Below are 18,358 nucleotides of genomic sequence, written 5' to 3' on the forward strand. Positions count from 1 at the left end.
CCGTCAATTTCAGCACGATATCCATTACTTGAAAATAAATGCTTTGATTTTTCACAAAGTGGTATAATGAGAATAGAAGCGCAAAATTAATTCTTTTACCACTTACAACCTTGACCACATATAAAGGAGTGTACCCATATGTATATTCAAATTACAGATCTGGCTGCAAAACGATTGACGGAAAGCCTGAATGACCAACCCGGATATTTCAAAGTGATCTATGACTTGGAAGGTTGCGGATGTAACGGAGTTATTGCGATTATCATTGTTGATGAACTCGCGGCTCTTGACGCTCAGATTGAAACCAATCTGGTTCCGTTCTATGTCGATCCGAAACAGCAACTGAACCTGGAACAACACATGAAGCTGGATACAGAAGAAAATTATCCTTCTTTTAAATTAAGCAGTGACTCCGGTGTGCTCAGCGGTAATGTTCGCGTTCGTGATACACGTGCCGTAGCTGTGGGAAGCTCCGGTGGATCTGACGCCTGCATGTTGTAACCCAGTCTCCAGCATAATTACAGTAATCTAGTATTAACTCTCTTCTTTTCACAACACAAGCCGTTGCATCTTATGCAACGGCTTTTTAACGTCCTTTTCCTTATATGCCTCTACGAGAGTTGCAAAAAAGACTCTAGCAAACTTTGTTTACAACTCGGAAACAATTGGAGAACCTATGGATATAATCCTCTAGTATACTCGGTATATAGATTCATATATTCCGAGGAGGAACACACATCATGAAACCTTTTACTCGTAAATCCATCATATCTACAATTCTCATAGGCTCTGTTGTAGCAGGTTCTGCTTTTACTACGTTTCCCATCACTTCAAACCTGAATCCCATCGCGTCTGCTGCAAGCTCCAGCTTCACTCAATTTCTGCATGATAATGCACCTAGTCGTACGATCAAAACCATTAAAAATGTGGCAACCGTAACCAATGTGTCCAGTACAGTTGTACTTGTCAATAAAAAGAGAAATCTGCCTTCGACTTACGCACCTCAAGATTTGGTTATACCTAATATTCCTTTTAGCTTCTCAGGCTCAAGTCCGAAGAAACAGATGCGTAAAGTGGCTGCAACCGCTATTGAAAAGTTATTTGCTGCAGCCAAAAAAGACGGCATTGATATCAAAGCCGTGTCTGGTTATCGCTCTTATGCGACTCAGAAATCGATCTTTGACCGGAATGCCAGCATCAAAGGTGAAGCTGTTGCCAATAAAACAAGTGCTCGTCCAGGACAAAGCGAACATCAAACGGGTCTTGCAATGGATATCTCCAGCGCTTCCGCCGGTTATGATCTTCAGCAAAGCTTCGGCAACACCAAAGAAGGCAAATGGCTAAAAGCCAATGCCCACAAATACGGATTCATCATTCGTTATGGCAAAGACCAAGAGAAATTAACTGGTTATTCCTATGAGCCATGGCATGTACGTTATGTCGGAGTATATATTGCTGGTGAAATTACCAATCAGAAACTTACACTGGAGCAATATTTGGAACGAGCCAAATAAGGTAGCTAAACTCCTGCTTCGTCCGTTACCCGATCAGATAAAACAAGATTGACTATAGATAGCAAGGCTGAAGTAGAAGATGGGGCCGCTATTGCCCCTCTTCTGCTTCAATCTTTTTCATTTGAACACTTCATCACGTCCCTGCGATTCTCCTAAAGACAAGTGGCAGTCTCTTCAGACTTTCAGTTCCAGCCCAAGAGCCTGCGCCAGCAAGTAGTGCATTATGGCACAAATACAGTGCGACATTGTACACGATTGAACCCAAAATAATCTCCATAACGACAAAACGTTTTAACGTCGAAGATTGGATCACATATACCCGAAATTCATGCGGGTCATGTCTTCCCTTAAATCTTGTGATGAGAGCTTTCATGAATCACCTCTAGTGTTTTATTCTAGCGTATGGCAGGCAAACCTTGTCTTATTCAAAAATAACACTTACATAAAGTAACCAAGTGTGTTATAGTAATTTTATAAATCATACATAAGCGAGGGAAACCATCATGAGTGAGTTCGAGAATCTGGTTAAAAACCGCAGGTCGGCCGTTATTTTTGAAGAAGGAATTGAGATTTCGGAGTCTGAACTGCAAGAGATGTTTGCCCTGAACAAATTTGCACCATCTGCCTTTAACCTGCAACACACCCACTATCTTGTGATCAAAGACGAGGAACAGAAAGAGAAAGTCTATGAAGCTTCCCAGCAATATAAAGTAAAAACAGCTTCTGCGGTCATCGTGGTTCTGGGCGATGTCAACGCACACCATCATATCCGCACCATTAACGAAGGTTTGCTGAATCTGGGCGCCCTCACTCCGTTCCAATATGAGCAAGAATCCCAAAGTGTCACCGAATTTTACGAATCTCGCGGCAGATTCTTCCAACGTGAGGATGCGATTCGCAATGCCAGCCTGTCTGCCATGCAATTGATGCTGATCGCTCAAGATCGCGGTTGGGACACCTGTCCAATGATCGGCTTTGACGCAGAAGAATTACAACAAAGCTTGGATATCCCTAACCATTACGTTCCGGTCATGTTGATCACCATCGGCAAAAAGTCGGAAGCCAAACAACGTCCGCGCGGTTACCGTAAACCAATCAATGAATACGTTAGCTTCAACAAAATGCACGCTGAATAAACAGATAACCCGCCAAACTAACAAAGCAAAAAAGCCACGATCTCGTGGCTTTAATACGTTTCATAGATTAATGTGTCCAACATATGAAATTCATCATCAAACTCCGCGTATATGTACAATCGACCAGCAGGTGTATCCCCCGCATCATATCCCAATCGAAGGTAACGATCTCCCTGGAACTCTGCGTCAGCCAAAACCAATTCATTGATATCCTCGTCCGGATGGGCCTCGGCGATTGTTTTAAGCGCCTGCTCACCAAGCATGTCCCATCGATCCCACGTCGCTTCCATATATGGAGACAATACCTCCATCTCCGCCTTGGTTGAAACCTGTGCAGTAACTACAAGCTCATTGTCCTGAATCAGCAAGCTCATCTGATAGTTGGACATTGATGCGTCATACCGAAACACACCCATTCCATGAATTTCATGATTAGATTCAAATATCAGATTGTCCGTATACTGCAATCTTTCCAATTTAAGATTATGGCCATAATCCAACTCGGTCAATTTGTTCTCGGAACAATAAAGCTCTCTTAATTGCACGTTATGACGAAGATCCAGCTTGCCAATATGGTTGTTAAAACAACGGATACTCTCCAGAACCAGATTTGAAGTAAGATCCAGCTGTTTGATATGGTTGTGGTTGCATCGAAGTTCAAGCAAGTTTGGACAGCCGGATACATCGAGATCCAACATGTAATTGTTGGCGCAATCAAGTCGCCGCAGGTGTATATTGTGTTCAAGCTCAAGAGTGAAAAGAGCATTATAACTGCAACTCAGTTCCTCCAACTGCTCAAGGCGCTCCAAAGCTAGCTCCGACAACATATTCCAATGGCACTCAAGCGTGACAAGTTTGGAATTATGAGAAAGATCCAATTTGCGAAGTCGATTAAAGCTGCAATCGAGTACCTGCAATTCTGAATTGGAATGGAGGTCCAGAGTAAGAAGCTGATTCTCTCTGCAACGTAACGTCCTGAGCATGTGATTCTGAGCAAGATCCAGACCCGTCAATTGATTATAGGTACAATCCAACTCTTGAAGACCCTTGAAATACTCAATTCCATCAAGATTACTAATATTATGATTAGAAAGTTGCAATGTCTCAACCTCAAGAACGTCACTCTCCTGAATGAACCCCCTCTCATTACAAAAACGATCCATCACAACTTGCCTGAACCGTTCATCCGTGAAGGCATAGGTGATATCCATATCCCACTCTTCCCCTCCTGTTCTCTTAAAACGTCCTTTAACATATCCTTCCTATTCTACGAGTTTTGGTACAGGGAATCAATTCATTATGCAATATTTTTTATACCATGTTAGCATCCAACATGTAAGAGAAATCGTACAGAGAGGATGATTTTCATGGAAATGGTTATCGAAAACCTCCCGTCGTGTCGCCTTGCCTATGTTCGACAAGTGGGGCCTTACGGTCCGGCCAATGCCCAAGCGATGAATACACTAAAACAATGGGCAGACAGAAACCAATTGCTTCATGAATCAGCAACATTACTGGGTATCCCCCAAGATGACCCGACTACCACACCACCCGAAGAATGTAGATATGATGCCTGTATTATTATCACGGAATCTGAACGCCTGGAAGATGACATAGTTGAGATTGGCGAGCTATCAGGCGGAGACTATCTCATCTGTAAGGTGAGACATACGGCAGAAGATATTCAGCAGGCATGGCGTGTGATCATTCCTCATTTACAAACAAGTGGTTATCGGATGGACAGTAAGCCGGTTATAGAACGATATCGCTGGGAACTGCTCCATCAGCATTGGTGCGAAATATGTGTGCCTGTGAAATCTGTGTAATCCATGTTACGAAGAAACGAAAAAAGTGAATTCAAGTTGAAGTCACTTTCTCGATTAAATACTATTAATACTATATAAGTTGAACTAATCATTTACACGATAACGGAGAGGACAGAAAAAAACTGAAAAAGCGAAGCGTTCGCCTTTATCCCCGGATTTTCCTCTTCAGAAAAGGAATCAAAAAAATCTGGGGATAACAGCGATTGGAAGGTTATTCTGTCATCGTAGTGTCAGTGTAAATAATCTTTAGTTCAATTTATATAGCCAGATTAGAAAATTAAAATGCCCAGTTGCCTTTACGGAATACCGGCTCGATTGTGCCATCCTGTAACTCACCATCGATATCCAGCTCTGCGGAACCGATCATGAAATCGACGTGGGTCAGACTCACATTGCACTCATGCTTCAACAATTCATCGTTAGACATCGTTGTGCCATCTTTCATGTTGAATGGATACGCACTTCCCACAGCCAAATGGCAAGATGCATTTTCATCAATGCCCGTATTATAGAAAATACGATTCAAGTTGGAGATCGGGGAGTCATGAGGCACGAGTGCCACTTCACCCAGAAAACGTGCTCCTTCATCCGTGGCAAAGAGGTTCTTCAGATGCTCTTCACCAGATGCTGCCGTAAAGGCAACAACTTGTCCGTCCTTGAAGGTGATTCTCATCTGGTCAACCAGTTGCCCGTTCAGGTTCAGAGGCATGGTGCTGCTAACATAACCGTTCACCCCACTGCGCTTAGGCATGGTGAATACTTCTTCAGTCGGCATATTGGCGACCGTATATACGCCTTGTTTATTTTCGCTGCCGCCACCGCCCCAGATATGGTTATGGACTAGCTCAATTTTCAAGTCTGTACCTGGCGCACGGTAATGCAGGCTCTTATAGTTCTTTTGGTTCAGGAGATCACTCATGCTATTCAGGGTATCCAGATGCTCTCTCCAATTTTGTACGGCGTCTCCGCCATCAACACGGTTCATTTTGAAGATGGTTTCCCACATCACGTTGATTCGGTCTTCTTCCGGGATGTCGGCAAACACTTTGTTCGCCCAAGCCTTGGTAGGTGCTTTGATCAAACACCAGCTAATTTCATGATTACGTGTGTATTTGGCATATCCTTTACGTGCTTGAGCAGCAGCCTTAGTCGCACGGGAGACGTTGTCCGAATTAATCCCATTGTACAGATCCGGGTCAGGTACTTTGATCGTCAACGTTGCTCCGCCAGCTTCGGCGAACTTCTCCATCATGTCGCCTTTCCAGGATGGATAATAATCGAAGCTGTCATCCGAGCCATGCTCGAAGCGACTGCGGGTAATGTTGTCGTCATCGAATTCCACTTGCACGTACTTCGCTCCGGCTGCATACGCTTTTTGAACAATCAAACGTGTGAATTCAAGCGTTTCGATGGGGGCAGTGACGAGCAGATCCTGTCCTTTTTGAATATTTACACCGACTTTGACAACCAGTTCTGCGTATTGTTCCAATGACTTTTCAAAGGTTTGTTCAAATTGACTCATGGTTGTGTTCACTCCTGTTTCATATATTGTACGACCGCTTTCGCTTCTGCAGAAGCGATTCCTTCTCTTTCACTACGCATGATCAATTTGCAAAATTTCATCTATACAAAAGGATTTAACTATTTCGCTTCTCTTGTTCACGCAGTTCGATCCGGCGGATTTTACCTGAGTTGGTCTTCGGCAGATCCGTAACAAATTCGATCTTGCGTGGATACTTGTAAGGTGCTGTAATTTCTTTGACATGGTGCTGCAATTCACGCATCAGTTCTGGTGAAGCCAGTGAATCATCTCGCAGTACGACAAATGCTTTCACCACATTGCCACGGATCTCATCCGGACTCGCAACCACCGCGCATTCCTTCACACTGGCGTGTTTCATGAGTGCTTCTTCCACTTCAAATGGTCCAATCGTGTAACCCGAACTGATGATGATATCGTCACTTCGGCCTTCAAACCAGAAGTAACCTTCTTCATCTTTACGTGCACGGTCCCCTGTTACAAAATAATCGCCACGCTGACTCGCTTCCTTCCGTCCCTCATCCTGATAATAGGACCGGAATAGAGCTGGCATCTCTTTGTGCACCGCGATATCTCCTACTTCACCCGCAGGAACAGGTTGCCCCTCTTCGTCAATAATTTCAATCAATCCAGGTGTGATCGACTGACCCATGGAACCAATGCGTACAGGCGCATCTTTGAGACTGCCGATTAGCAACGTGCTCTCGGTCTGCCCATATCCGTCCCGAATTGTGAGGTCGAAATGCCGTTGGAAGATTTCAATGACTTCCTGATTGAGCGGTTCACCCGCAGACACGGCACTGCGCAGATGAGACAGGTCATAATGTCCAAGATCATCGGCTTTGGCCATCAACCGATATTCGGTTGGTGTACAGCAAAGGACATTAATTTGATGTTCCTGCATCAGTTCCAGGTAACGCTTGGGCTGGAATGATCCATTGTAGACCAGTCCGGTCGCGCCTCTTCCGAGCACCGACAGGAACGGACTCCAGATCCATTTTTGCCAGCCAGGTGCCGCTGTTGCCCATACGGTATCTGAAGGCTGAATATCCAGCCATAAGGAAGAAGCGATCCGCAGGTGGGCATATCCCCAACCGTGGCTATGTACAACTCCTTTGGGATTACCTGTTGTTCCTGAAGTATAAGCAAGAATAGCTGTATCATCACGGTGAGTTTCCACTGCAGCCATCTCATCGGGTTGATTTTGCATTAACTCATGCACATTGACCCAACCTTCAGCAGGTACGCCAACTTCTCCATTAGGAGATGCTACGATACGATGTGCCAATGACGGCAGATCCGCGTCCATCTTTTCCACTTCCGAGGTCGTCTCGGACCATACAATAACAGCCCGCGCCTCAGAGTGACGCAGACGATATTCCAGATCTTTAGCCCGTAACATCTCGGAGGAAGGAATAACGGCAATCCCCAATTTAAGACAAGCAATGTAAATGACATAGGCAATGATACGCCGTGGTACCATGACCAACACCCGATCGCCCTTCTCCAGTCCAAGTTCACGCAAACCTCCAGCAAGACGATTCGCCTGCTTGAATAAATCACCATATGTGATCTCTTCCAATTCTCGTTGATCGCTGAGCCATCTAAGTGCAATCCGGTCTGATGGATGATTCTCCATCTCGGATGTCAGGTTATAGCTTTCAGGCGAAATCCACTGTTCAAAGTTCAAATGGAGCCTCTCCTTCGTAGTTCAAATGTAAAGCTTCTATATATTATACCCTAAATCCTAGGACCAGGTGCTATGAACTAGGCTCATTCCAAAAAAATAAACATAGGTCAATTAATGAACTATTATAATAGATCTTATCCTATAAAGAAAATGACATATAAAAAAATGGCACCTTCCTGGTCATCAGGACGGAGCCATTTCATGTTTAATTTTTATATTACCATAATCTTTGTCTAACTATAATTTTTCGGTTACCACGGATAATTACCCATGCCGTCAAGAATGCTTTCGATCTCATTCAACTCTTCCGTTGTCAGGTCCGGTGCCTGGAGCGCAGCTACGTTTTCTTCGATCTGGGACACACGGCTTGCACCAATCAGTGCGGAGGTAACACGGTTACCACGCAAGATCCAGTTCAGAGCCAGTTGAGAGATCGTCTGTCCTCTTCTTTCCGCAACCGCCTGAAGCGCGTCAAACTTGGCAATCCGTTCGTCCGTATAAGCTTCTTTTTTCAAATTGCCTGTTGGATTGGCTCGTTCTTCCTTAATCTTGTCGACATATTTATTCGTCAACTGACCGCGACCAAGTGGACAGAATGCAATTGAACCTACACCTTGCTCATCCAGTACATCCTGCAAACCGTCTTCAATCCAACGATTCAACATGGAGTAATTCGGCTGATGAACCAGACATGGCGTACCCAGACGACGAAGAATACTTACCGCTTCTTGCGTCTGTTCTGCATTATAATTGGATAACCCCACATACAGTGCTTTACCTTGCCGCACAATATGATCCAGCGCTGTCATGGTCTCTTCCAAAGGTGTATCCGGATCTGGACGGTGATGATAGAAAATGTCTACATAGTCTAGTCCCATCCGGCCAAGGCTTTGATCCAGGCTTGCAATCAGGTTTTTGCGGGAACCCCATTCGCCATAAGGTCCATTCCACATGTGATAGCCAGCCTTTGACGAGATGAGCAGCTCATCCCGATAAGGACGCAGATGTTTTTTATAAATCACACCAAAGTTCTCTTCCGCTGATCCTGGAGGTGGACCATAGTTATTCGCCAGATCGAAATGGTTAATTCCGAGGTCAAAGGCACGCAAAATCATCTCTTCCTGAATATCCAACGTACGGTTACCACCGAAGTTCTGCCATAGACCCAGTGCAATTTGCGGCAGTCTGATTCCGGATTTACCAGAACGTACATATTTCATCTCATCATATCGTTGTTCACTCGCAGTATAGGGCATTGTTATTCTCACTTTCCTGTATGGTTTGCCTTGCTGCTTCTAATCTTAGTCATTTCTCGGGCAAAACGATATGGCATTTCACTATAACCATATGGAAAAATGACTGTTATCTATATTAACTAATCTTCAATGATTCATCTTTTACACTAATTAATATGTTAAAATGCAAGATGAGACGAAATCATACAGGAGTGAATACCCTTGATTACGTATATGTTTAAAAGCAATCATTTTCAGGAGCTTCAGCTCCTTCATTATGGCACGGAAGCCTGTACACCAGGTCATCACTTTGGCCCTGCCATGAGAGACTATTACAAAATTCATTATATTTTGAATGGCAAAGGCACCTTCGAAGTGGGAGGCAAAACGTACCCCTTGCACAAAGGTCAAGGTTTTTTAATTGTTCCGCATTCTGTTGTTCATTATGAAGCAGATCAGGATGACCCTTGGGAATACAGCTGGGTTGCTTTTCAAGGCAGCAATAGCCAAACCTTTTTACAGCAAGCTTGTCTGTCGGAGCATCACCCGATTTTTGAGCTGGGCAATGAGGATGACGAGATGCGATCCTGTCTGCATCGAATGATTAATTCGCGCCACACCCACAAAGGCTGGGAGATCAGTATGACTGGTTTGCTGTATCAATTCTTCTCCATTTTGATTGATCAGGCCAACTCCGAACATCTTCAACCCATGCCGGATTATTCGAAGGAAACGTACGTAACGCAGGTAATGGACTTCATTGAAATGAACTATGCCAATGCCATTACCGTTCAATCCATCGCGGCCCATGTCGGCTTGCAGCGGAGTTACTTGTGTTCTCTCTTCAAAGATCAGATGGGAAGCAGCATTCAGTCGTATCTGGTCCATTACCGGATGCGCAGGGCAGCCGAATTGACCCTTGATCCCGGTCTGACTATTGGTGATATTGCCCGTTCCGTGGGCTATACGGATCAATTGCTTTTCTCCAAAATGTTCAAAAAAGTGATGGGCGAAGCGCCCACCTATTACCGCAAACATAAAACAGCACCCTCCCAATTAAGTTGCTAACTTGGGAAGGTGCTGTTTTGCTCCATCGGTAATCCTGACATTCATTATTCCTTACATTCGGTTATACCGTCTCCTGCATGGATATGCCGACGACTTGCACTTTAATTTCATTGACCATAACACCCGCTAATTGCTCCACGGCCTGTTGAACGTTATGTTGAAGTTCACGGCAGACCTCGTGCATCTTGTTACCATATTGAATGTTGATGCGCAGCTGGATGGTTGCCTGATCGTCTTTGACGTGTACGTCAATCCCTTTTTGCAGACTCTTGCCGCTGATGCTCTTGGCAATCCCTTCAGTCAGCCCCACAGACATGGAGGATACGCCATTCGTGCTCTGCGCAGCCATCCCCACGATCTTGGACAGCACATCGTTCGAGATGTGAATGGTACCCATTTGAACAGATTGAGGTGCGATATATTCAGGTTCATTGTATTGTTTTTCGATAATTTCAGACATGTGCTCCACTCCTTCGAATAATTAAATTCTATGCATTCTGCCATTTGTCCTTGAAGAACATGTTATAGATTCGAACCAAAAGAATTTTAACGATCATATACACCGGGATAATAATCAGGATGGCAATAATTCCACCCAGGTCGCCTGCACCCAACACCAGAATGATGGTCGTGAGCGGGTGAATATCCAGCTTTTTGCCGAATACGTACGGTGCTACCAGGTTGTCCTGAATCTGCTGAGCGACAAGAATAATAATCAGAGACCAGATGGCAACTGATGGTGATACCACGAGACCCATGATCACAATAGGTACAGACGACACAATCGCTCCGATAAACGGAACAAAGTTCATGATGACCGCAATTACCGTGAGCAGTAATGCGTACGGCAGTCCAATAATCAGGAAACCAATATACATCAGTACACCCAATGCCAGATTGACCAAAACTCTTCCCACAATAAAACCACTCAACGCCTGATCAATCTCAATTACGACTTCACGGCTGTCATTTTGGAAACGTTTTGGAGCGATATGTGCCAATTTACGACCAAATTTCTCGCCTTGTAACAACATATAGAACAAAAGAATCGGTAGTGTAAACAAGATGATCGCAAAACTGGAAACGAGTGAGAAAAATCCACTTACGTAGTTGGTCACAAAGTTAAATCCTTTGTTGATATACTCCGTGATCTGGGAGAAAGGTGTCGAGCCCTCAGGGAACAAGGCCTGAATGGCACCATTTTGCTCCAGCTCTCTCAGCTGGTCACTTAATGAATTAATTAAACTTGGTGCGTTATCGACCAGATTGAACAGTTGCTCACGTAACGATGGCCATAAACCAATGATGAAGAACACTCCCAGAATAGCAATAACCAGATAGATTAGCAAAATACTTAGCGTGCGATTTATTTTCTTTTTCTCCATATAATTCACAAGCGGCCTTAGCAGATAATAAAAGAACACCGACAACATCATCGGCACGGTAATGACCGTGATCATGGTGACGAGCGGCTGAAAGATGAAGCTCACACGTGATAATAAATAGATATTAACCAATATCAGCGCCAGTGCAATACTGAACCGGACAAACGTATTTACTTTGAACAAAATATTTCCCTCCACATGGACATTTCTTCTCTTATTTAATTTGGAATCTCAATGGTAAACACGGTGGTCTCTCGCCCACGCCGGGAAAGGATCAGCCGTCCGCCCATTTTCTCCGTATTACGTCGTGCGATGGACAAACCAAGTCCGGTGCCTCCGGTCGCTGTCCGCGCCTCATCCCCTCGTACAAACGGGTCAAAGATCGTTGACCATAGTTCTTGAGGTATGCCCACTCCGTTATCTGCCACCTCTATCACCACATGGGTATGAAGCGGAATGAGTTCAACGCGTAGTTCGGTCCCGATTGGATTATAAGACAGAGCATTGGTAATTAGATTCTGGATGACTCTGGATAACAGCTCCGGATCGTACCTCGCGTAGATCACCTCATCCGGAACAAGTACATGAAGGACAAACTGTTTCTGTTCAATTTCTCCATACGTATCTGCCATAATCTCGCGCACGAACTCTCCAATTTCTCTTCTCTCAATCTGCATGTGGAAATCAGGCGAATCCACCTTGAGCAGCTCCAGCATATTCTGTATCATGCGCGCAACTTGAACAGACTTGTTATAGATGTATCCCAAAAATCTTTGCTGCCTGTCCTTGTCCTCTCCACGTCCTTCCACCAATGCCTGCGCATATCCCTGTATAGATGTTATCGGTGTCTTCAGATCATGGGATAAGTCTACAATTAGTCGCTGCTTGCTCTCTTCCGCATAACGTTTCTCCGCAGAGGTGTTCTCAATGACATCCGCCATGTAGTTGAAGGTCTCACCAATCTGGACAAACTCCCTCTCGGCAGAGATCGACATCCGTGTACTATAATTTCCCTGGATCATCTGTGTAAGACCAGAGGAGAGAATACTAAGTGGCTTTTTGATTCTCCGTGCGACCCAATAGCTATATACAAAGATCAACAACAAAACTAAACCAATGCCAATCATAATGTAAAAGGATAACGGGTGCTTCAGATTGGTAATCAACTGATTATCATTAATCCTTACGCTGACCAGATCACGCGGGATCTTGAGCAACACATACGTTGGCGGTCCTTCTGCCTTTAACGGAGTGATGGAGTAATAGTACAGTTGGTCGCTTCGGTTCTCCAGTCCTGCATACAGCTCGGCTTCACTGTATTGGGTGAATGAATCCTGCTTGTCTCCCACATGATGAATGACGTTACGATTCGCATCCAGAATCTCAATCCAACCCCCGCTGTCCTTGAGACGTTGAATCTCTGTATCTTTCCCTCTCGACACCGAACCTCCACCGGAGTAAAATTCGTTCTCCAGCTCTGCCACATACACGTGGGCTTCAACATTCAGATCTGGATCAACGACCTGATCCGAAATGCGGAAATCCACGACATCCAGTGACACTATAAGGTACACGATCAATACCAGTAACAGCAAAAAGAAGTTGAACAGCAAGAAATCCAGTGTCAGGGATGTCTGCAACAGTCGCTTTTCTCTAGCTTTCCATGGGCGCTTCAATTTTGTATCCCAGTCCCCTTATCGTTTTGAGATATTCCGGTTGTCTGGAATCACGCTCGATCTTCTCCCGAATGTTGCTGATATGTACCATGATGGTGCTGTCCTCGTGCGCATAATAATCGCCCCAGACTGCTTCGTATATTTTTTTACGGGTGAACACTCGGCCAGGTTGATCAAGCAACAATTCCATAATTTTATACTCTGTAGAGGTTAATGTTACAGGTGTTCCTGAACGAAAAAGCATACATTGGGATCGATCCAGCGTCAGATCACCCAATACCAGATTCTCTTCTTTGGCAGCGGGGATCTCCGCTGCATCAAATTGATTCACTCTTCTGAGCAAAGCCTCTACTCTGGCGACAATCTCAAGCGGGTTGAACGGCTTCGCTATATAATCATCTGCCCCAAGTCCGAGTCCAAGGATTTTATCGTGATCCTGACTTTTGGCGGATAGGAACAGTACAGGCATGTGATGTGTGGCCCTGATCTGCTTAATTAACTGCAACCCATCCATTACAGGCATCATGATGTCCAGTATGACCAGATCAATCTGTGTTGAACGTATACATTGTAGCGCCTCGGCTCCATTCACGGCAGTCTTAATGGTATAATCCTTCTCCAGATAGAGCTGAAGCAATTCCACAATCTCTGGTTCGTCATCTGCAATTAATACGGTGTATCTCATGTTATTCCTCTCATTTCCTATACTCTATGCCTATCTCTACATTATTACTATATACTACGTCTCTTAATTCAACCTAAATCATTTCTAAAGATAATCTAAATAAATAGAAATAGAGCCCTGGCAAAGGCCAAGGCTTTAACTAAAATAAGGCCGTTCTCATTCTACATTCAAGCTGTTCATTCTTCATTCAGACTATTCGTATTGAGATCATTCCTGAACTCCCGACCGGAGCCACGGTTCAACTTTGGTCAATAAGCGTTCCTTGTCATATTGCACATATTGGCTCGCCCGGTTGCGCACAGGATCACCTGCATAGAAACGTTCATACAGATCATGCCTTGCTCCGAGTGGACTTCCTGTCAGTTCCCATGCCAATTGAAAAAGACGAATCTTCTCCGAAGCTTGCATCGTTACTCCGCCAAGATATTTGCTCATCATGGTGCCTATCCTTTCATTGCCCTCAAACATACCCGAGGGGATCTGCATCAGACCACCCGCAGCAATCGTCTTCAAAATCTCCACTGCGCGCGGATAATAGCGATTGCCCAGATTACGTGCGGTTTCAATATATTTGAATTCCGGCAGCCAGTTGCCGTATGTGTCCGGTTTGGACTGTGCTTCAGCAGCAATAATCAGTCCCTCGATGGTCTGCATCTGACTGATCATCTCACCGAGTTGTTCCTGCACATTCAGGAAAGAGTCCACCCCGATCTCCTTGGCAATGGCGGAGGTCACGGCTGTAATGAACTCCAGTTTCGAGTTTAATCGAATGACGCTCTGGTGATAGGCTAGACTGGCTGAAGCTGTATTACAGCGAATCTGCCATACGGCTTCAGGATTATTGTGCAGTAATACACGTTCCCAGGGTACAAATACATCGTCAAAAAATAATACGGCATCCATCTCATCATACTGGGCACTTAGTGGATGTGATCCATCCGAATCTTTTGCCGCAAATGATTCTCGACACATCATATGCAAGCCCGGACTGTCCGCGGCTACAATTACCATATGGGCCAGCTCTGGCAGGTGCCCTGGAATTCGTTGAACGGGATAAGCAATGATATCATCGGCATACGGCGCAGCCGTTGCAACCATTTTGGCTCCGCGGATCACCACACCCTCCGTATTGCTATGGACAATTCGCAGCATGGCATCCTCATCTTCCCCAACAGGCAAGGATCGATTAATCTGAGGGTCCCGCTGGACAATCGTCAGGAAAGCATCTTTACGTTTGGCTTGTTCAAAGTAATCGGATATTTTACCCGCAAAAGCGGGGTCATGTGCTGTCATCTCATGCCGTGTTGCATACCAACCAGTCAGGCGGGATCGAGCATAATCAGACAATCGGCTCATTACCCCATACGTCCGATCAGCCCAGAGACGAAAAGCATCCGCCCTGCTGTTCACGTCAAGAACTGAACGAGGCACAAGAAAGGAGCGGTGCACGTAACTTCCCGTCTGTTCGTCCCAGTAGGCCACGGTTTCCCGCGTCTCCGGGTCATCCACCAGATTGAATAATCCTTCTATGGTTTGAAGTGTTCCCTGAAAGGCTTGATGTTGGGTTACCTGGACACGCTCTCCGTCCAGCCATACATTGCGCTCATCATTCAATCGTTGAATGTAAGCCTGTCCCCGAGACAGCGTGATGCTCATGATATGTCCTCCCTCTCAGGCACCAGCCTGACATTTCTGTAATCCCATTCATCTAACTGCTTGAGAAACTATGTAGTGATACATTCTGTATCTAATGAAATAGTACTGTGCCTTGGATAGAAAAGTCAACAGACACCGAGCCATGAGTTCGGTGTCTGTTGGGCCATTCATTTTTAGACTAACTTGGAATACATATGGCGCAGATACCGCCAGCGCACAAGTGCAAAATACAAGATCTGCATGGAAGCAAACACCATGAAGATACGCAGGCTGTATCCGAAGACCGAGAAATCAACTAGCTGCTGCAACGCTACAAAAGCGACCGAGCTGTGGATGACCGCCACCAGAATCGGTAGGAAGAACATCAGCAATAGTTGCCTTGTCACAATCTTACGAAGTTCGGGACGGCTGAGTCCCATTTTGCCAATCATGCGGTACTGCGCTTCATCCCGTTCAAGGTCTGCGTAGAGTCTGAAATAGGTGAAGCTTGCTGCAAAGGTGAAGAAAACAATACCAATCAGTCCGCTCAGGATCAGGATAATTCCGTTCGTTTGTTTCGAATTGAGCCAGTCCACCACAAGTGCACTCACCTGGAAGTAACCTCTATTGGAATGATTCTGTTGAATGGATTCGATCAATTCAGGAGCAAAGCTGCGTGTACCCATCCAATCTTTAACGATAAATTGTATCGTTCGACTCGAATAGAAACCTTCAGGCATGCCTACTTCCTCGTTGTACGCTGGTCTCATCTTATTAAACAATTCGTCGGTTACGACGTAGAGATAAATTTCATATTGAAAAGGAATCACAATCTCAGTACCAGGTGTCGATAGCTGGACAGGTACACGCTGATTATCAACCTCCAGATTGACCTTTCCTCCCGAGACTCCTTGTTCAACCTGTTCACGGTACTCCTTGCGAATCGCCAAATTGCTTGGTGTCATAAATGACTCATCGATCTGTTTCAACGTACGTTCTTTATACCCCAGTGCCTTCGCAAGACGGTTATAATCACTAAGTTTGATAATCATCCCATTATTATTTTCACCTATAGGAGCATAACTGCCCTTCACGTAGGGAACTTGATTATCAATCAACGTTTCTTCAATCTGACGAATATGTCGATCTGAGTCGGGAGTATCCCATGAATTCGTATAACTGAATGCGTATGGATTCGACATGGATGACAAGCCTGGATCAGCAATTGCGAGCATGGTACCTATTCCCGTAAATGAAGATGCAGAGATAATACTTACCATGAAAAACATGATGGCGTTATCTTTCATTCGATAGGTAAGTTCCGATAGGAAGAGCAGATTGGTTTTACGGAAAAACAACCGTGAATTGCCTTTGAGTGCCCGGATAACGTACACACTGAGCTGTGTGAACAGTAAATACGTACCTGCAATCACGACCACGACACTTGCCAGTAATAACGGAAACGAGAAGCTTACCCACACAAATGTGAATACCCCTGCATAGCCACCGCCAATGAACAGTACAGATAGCAAGGCGAGCAAACGCGATGCTTTGGGTTCCGGTTTTGGCTTTTCTTCCGATTTCACAAGATCAATAAGTGAACCTTTGCGTATGAGCAAGGATGACGACATGGCGATGACAACGAACAACAGCAGAAATGCACCAACCGTCAGGGCAATGCCTTTCAGCGGAAAATAGAACCGAAGACTGTTCTCAACAGCCAGCATGGAGCCACAGATGAGCAGAATCAATTTGCCGAAAATGAGACCGAGTCCGATGCCCGTAATGATCGAAGCTAATCCGATACACATATTCTCCATAAACAGGAGCCGGTTCATCTGTTTGCGTGTCATGCCAAGGATCAGGAAAATACCAAATTCTTTCTTGCGTGTCTTCAGAAACGAACCTACCGAGTAGAGCAGGAACAAGAATGAAAAGATGAATATAATGATTTCTGCAATCATGAATCCCTGGTTGGCCAACAAAGTAACCGTTCCATTGGAACCCTTTAACCCTTCTTTCAGATCGGGATGGAACAGGAGCAATGCGTAGATAAAGAAGATCATGACGGAAAATGTACTGCTCAGAAAATGAGCCAGATAAATTCGTTTGTTGCGAACAACGTTATTAATGGCGAACTGGCGAAAATTCATGTCCGGACCCTCCCATTAGGGATAATACATTAATAATCTTCTGGTAAAAGGCTGCACGATTATCGCCGTAATGAATTTCGTTGTAGAGTTTGCCATCCTTGATAAAGACGACCCGACTGCAATAACTTGCGGCAACTGCATCATGGGTAACCAGCAACATCGTTGCCTGGTCTTCCTGATTGCGGGTTTCCAGAATCTCCATCACATCTCTTGCCGCCTTCGAATCCAGATTGCCTGTTGGTTCATCAGCCAGAATCAGCTTGGGTGAATGAATCAGCGCTCTCGCAATAGCCGTACGTTGTGCCTGTCCACCGGAGATCTCATATGTCCGCTTGTTCAAAATGCTTTCGATGCCGAGCTTGCCTGCAAGTCGTTCCACACGTGTGTTCATCTCTGTCAGTGAAACGCCGTCAAGCGTAAGGGGTAATACGATGTTTTCCTTGACCGTCAGTGTGTTCAACAGATTGAAGGACTGAAAAACAAATCCCAGTTCTTTACGCCGGAACAGCGCGAGTTCATCCTGATTCAATTCAAACGGATTCTTTCCTGCAATCCGTATTTCTCCTGATGTTGGATGATCAATGGTAGAGATCATATTCAGAAGTGTCGTTTTACCACTACCGGATGGTCCCATAATACCGACAAACTCTCCTTCCTGAATACTGAGGTCAATACCTGATAATGCTTCATACGATACGATGCCTTTATAGATTTTGCTGATCTGTTTGACAGAACAAATCTCCATAGTCACAACTCCTTAGTCATGTATAAAATTTAAATCAAGAGACAATCATGCTGTGTGCATGCGGTTTATG

At 44.9% G+C, this 18,358-nt stretch carries 17 protein-coding genes; 5 read left to right on the top strand and 12 right to left on the bottom strand.

Annotated features, from left to right (window positions below; genetic code table 11):
* Positions 1–138 precede the first annotated feature (138 nt).
* Both AB4111_RS03235 and AB4111_RS03240 read left to right on the top strand, forming a co-directional pair.
* Entirely contained in the window at positions 139–501 is a 363-nt protein-coding gene (locus tag AB4111_RS03235) for an iron-sulfur cluster biosynthesis family protein (protein WP_339260815.1), read from the top strand.
* A 239-nt stretch (positions 502–740) separates the two neighbouring features.
* Positions 741–1,514 (top strand): M15 family metallopeptidase, encoded by a 774-nt coding sequence (locus AB4111_RS03240; RefSeq protein WP_442030439.1) that lies wholly within the window; start codon positions 741–743, stop codon positions 1,512–1,514.
* A gap of 133 nt (positions 1,515–1,647) precedes the next feature.
* Here the strand turns inward: AB4111_RS03240 and AB4111_RS03245 are convergent, their stop codons facing one another.
* Positions 1,648–1,887, bottom strand: a complete 240-nt coding sequence (locus AB4111_RS03245) for a hypothetical protein (RefSeq protein WP_253434749.1) — start codon at positions 1,885–1,887, stop codon at positions 1,648–1,650.
* Positions 1,888–2,017: 130 nt separating this feature from the next.
* Between AB4111_RS03245 and AB4111_RS03250 the strand changes: the two genes are divergently transcribed.
* Entirely contained in the window at positions 2,018–2,650 is a 633-nt protein-coding gene (locus tag AB4111_RS03250; RefSeq protein ID WP_339242177.1) for a nitroreductase family protein, read from the top strand.
* A 50-nt stretch (positions 2,651–2,700) separates the two neighbouring features.
* Here AB4111_RS03250 and AB4111_RS03255 read toward each other — a convergent pair whose 3' ends face one another.
* A complete protein-coding gene (locus AB4111_RS03255; protein ID WP_442030442.1) occupies positions 2,701–3,861 on the bottom strand; it encodes a leucine-rich repeat domain-containing protein in 1,161 nt (386 codons plus the stop codon).
* Between the two features lie 156 nt (positions 3,862–4,017).
* On the opposite strand from AB4111_RS03255, the gene AB4111_RS03260 reads away from it, so the two are divergent.
* Positions 4,018–4,476, top strand: a complete 459-nt coding sequence (locus tag AB4111_RS03260; RefSeq protein WP_442030444.1) for an AraC family transcriptional regulator — start codon at positions 4,018–4,020, stop codon at positions 4,474–4,476.
* A gap of 277 nt (positions 4,477–4,753) precedes the next feature.
* Here AB4111_RS03260 and AB4111_RS03265 read toward each other — a convergent pair whose 3' ends face one another.
* The 3 genes from AB4111_RS03265 to AB4111_RS03275 form a co-directional block, all read right to left on the bottom strand.
* Positions 4,754–5,998 carry an aminopeptidase gene (locus AB4111_RS03265; protein WP_442030446.1) on the bottom strand — a complete coding sequence of 415 codons (1,245 nt, stop codon included), beginning with the start codon at positions 5,996–5,998 and terminating at the stop codon, positions 4,754–4,756.
* Between the two features lie 115 nt (positions 5,999–6,113).
* The gene (mbcS, locus tag AB4111_RS03270) at positions 6,114–7,706 is read right to left on the bottom strand and encodes an acyl-CoA synthetase MbcS (protein ID WP_442030448.1); all 1,593 of its coding nucleotides are present in this window, start codon (positions 7,704–7,706) and stop codon (positions 6,114–6,116) included.
* A gap of 251 nt (positions 7,707–7,957) precedes the next feature.
* On the bottom strand, positions 7,958–8,962 hold the full coding sequence (locus AB4111_RS03275; RefSeq protein ID WP_442030450.1) for an aldo/keto reductase: 1,005 nt from the start codon (positions 8,960–8,962) through the stop codon (positions 7,958–7,960).
* Positions 8,963–9,163: 201 nt separating this feature from the next.
* Between AB4111_RS03275 and AB4111_RS03280 the strand changes: the two genes are divergently transcribed.
* Positions 9,164–10,009, top strand: a complete 846-nt coding sequence (locus AB4111_RS03280) for an AraC family ligand binding domain-containing protein (protein ID WP_442030452.1) — start codon at positions 9,164–9,166, stop codon at positions 10,007–10,009.
* A 61-nt stretch (positions 10,010–10,070) separates the two neighbouring features.
* Here AB4111_RS03280 and AB4111_RS03285 read toward each other — a convergent pair whose 3' ends face one another.
* The 7 genes from AB4111_RS03285 to AB4111_RS03315 all read right to left on the bottom strand — a co-directional run bounded on the left by AB4111_RS03285 (position 10,071) and on the right by AB4111_RS03315 (position 18,288).
* Positions 10,071–10,469: an Asp23/Gls24 family envelope stress response protein gene (locus AB4111_RS03285; protein ID WP_442030453.1), complete on the bottom strand. Its 399-nt coding sequence runs from the start codon at positions 10,467–10,469 to the stop codon at positions 10,071–10,073.
* A 28-nt stretch (positions 10,470–10,497) separates the two neighbouring features.
* Positions 10,498–11,577, bottom strand: coding sequence for an AI-2E family transporter (locus tag AB4111_RS03290; protein WP_105598509.1), 1,080 nt, complete (start codon positions 11,575–11,577; stop codon positions 10,498–10,500).
* A gap of 35 nt (positions 11,578–11,612) precedes the next feature.
* Complete coding sequence (locus tag AB4111_RS03295; RefSeq protein WP_442030454.1) at positions 11,613–13,070, bottom strand: sensor histidine kinase; 1,458 nt, start codon at positions 13,068–13,070, stop codon at positions 11,613–11,615.
* A complete protein-coding gene (locus AB4111_RS03300) occupies positions 13,048–13,755 on the bottom strand; it encodes a response regulator transcription factor (RefSeq protein WP_442030455.1) in 708 nt (235 codons plus the stop codon). Before AB4111_RS03300 ends, AB4111_RS03295 begins: the two co-directional genes overlap by 23 nt.
* A gap of 207 nt (positions 13,756–13,962) precedes the next feature.
* Positions 13,963–15,411 (bottom strand): 4-hydroxyphenylacetate 3-hydroxylase family protein, encoded by a 1,449-nt coding sequence (locus tag AB4111_RS03305; RefSeq protein ID WP_442030456.1) that lies wholly within the window; start codon positions 15,409–15,411, stop codon positions 13,963–13,965.
* A 173-nt stretch (positions 15,412–15,584) separates the two neighbouring features.
* Positions 15,585–17,543, bottom strand: coding sequence for an FtsX-like permease family protein (locus AB4111_RS03310; protein ID WP_442030457.1), 1,959 nt, complete (start codon positions 17,541–17,543; stop codon positions 15,585–15,587).
* On the bottom strand, positions 17,518–18,288 hold the full coding sequence (locus AB4111_RS03315) for an ABC transporter ATP-binding protein (protein WP_442030458.1): 771 nt from the start codon (positions 18,286–18,288) through the stop codon (positions 17,518–17,520). Before AB4111_RS03315 ends, AB4111_RS03310 begins: the two co-directional genes overlap by 26 nt.
* Between the last annotated feature and the right edge of the window lie 70 nt (positions 18,289–18,358).

This window comes from Paenibacillus sp. 2KB_22 (assembly GCF_052115745.1).
Taxonomy (GTDB): Bacteria; Bacillota; Bacilli; order Paenibacillales; family Paenibacillaceae; genus Paenibacillus.

Coding starts and splice junctions, on each gene's coding strand:
- AB4111_RS03235 (WP_339260815.1), top strand. CDS start 139: ATGTATATTCAAATTACAGATCTGGCTGCAAAACGATTGACGGAAAGC.
- AB4111_RS03240 (WP_442030439.1), top strand. CDS start 741: ATGAAACCTTTTACTCGTAAATCCATCATATCTACAATTCTCATAGGC.
- AB4111_RS03245 (WP_253434749.1), bottom strand. CDS start 1,887: ATGAAAGCTCTCATCACAAGATTTAAGGGAAGACATGACCCGCATGAA.
- AB4111_RS03250 (WP_339242177.1), top strand. CDS start 2,018: ATGAGTGAGTTCGAGAATCTGGTTAAAAACCGCAGGTCGGCCGTTATT.
- AB4111_RS03255 (WP_442030442.1), bottom strand. CDS start 3,861: ATGGATATCACCTATGCCTTCACGGATGAACGGTTCAGGCAAGTTGTG.
- AB4111_RS03260 (WP_442030444.1), top strand. CDS start 4,018: ATGGAAATGGTTATCGAAAACCTCCCGTCGTGTCGCCTTGCCTATGTT.
- AB4111_RS03265 (WP_442030446.1), bottom strand. CDS start 5,998: ATGAGTCAATTTGAACAAACCTTTGAAAAGTCATTGGAACAATACGCA.
- AB4111_RS03275 (WP_442030450.1), bottom strand. CDS start 8,962: ATGCCCTATACTGCGAGTGAACAACGATATGATGAGATGAAATATGTA.
- AB4111_RS03285 (WP_442030453.1), bottom strand. CDS start 10,469: ATGTCTGAAATTATCGAAAAACAATACAATGAACCTGAATATATCGCA.
- AB4111_RS03300 (WP_442030455.1), bottom strand. CDS start 13,755: ATGAGATACACCGTATTAATTGCAGATGACGAACCAGAGATTGTGGAA.
- AB4111_RS03305 (WP_442030456.1), bottom strand. CDS start 15,411: ATGAGCATCACGCTGTCTCGGGGACAGGCTTACATTCAACGATTGAAT.
- AB4111_RS03310 (WP_442030457.1), bottom strand. CDS start 17,543: ATGAATTTTCGCCAGTTCGCCATTAATAACGTTGTTCGCAACAAACGA.
- AB4111_RS03315 (WP_442030458.1), bottom strand. CDS start 18,288: ATGGAGATTTGTTCTGTCAAACAGATCAGCAAAATCTATAAAGGCATC.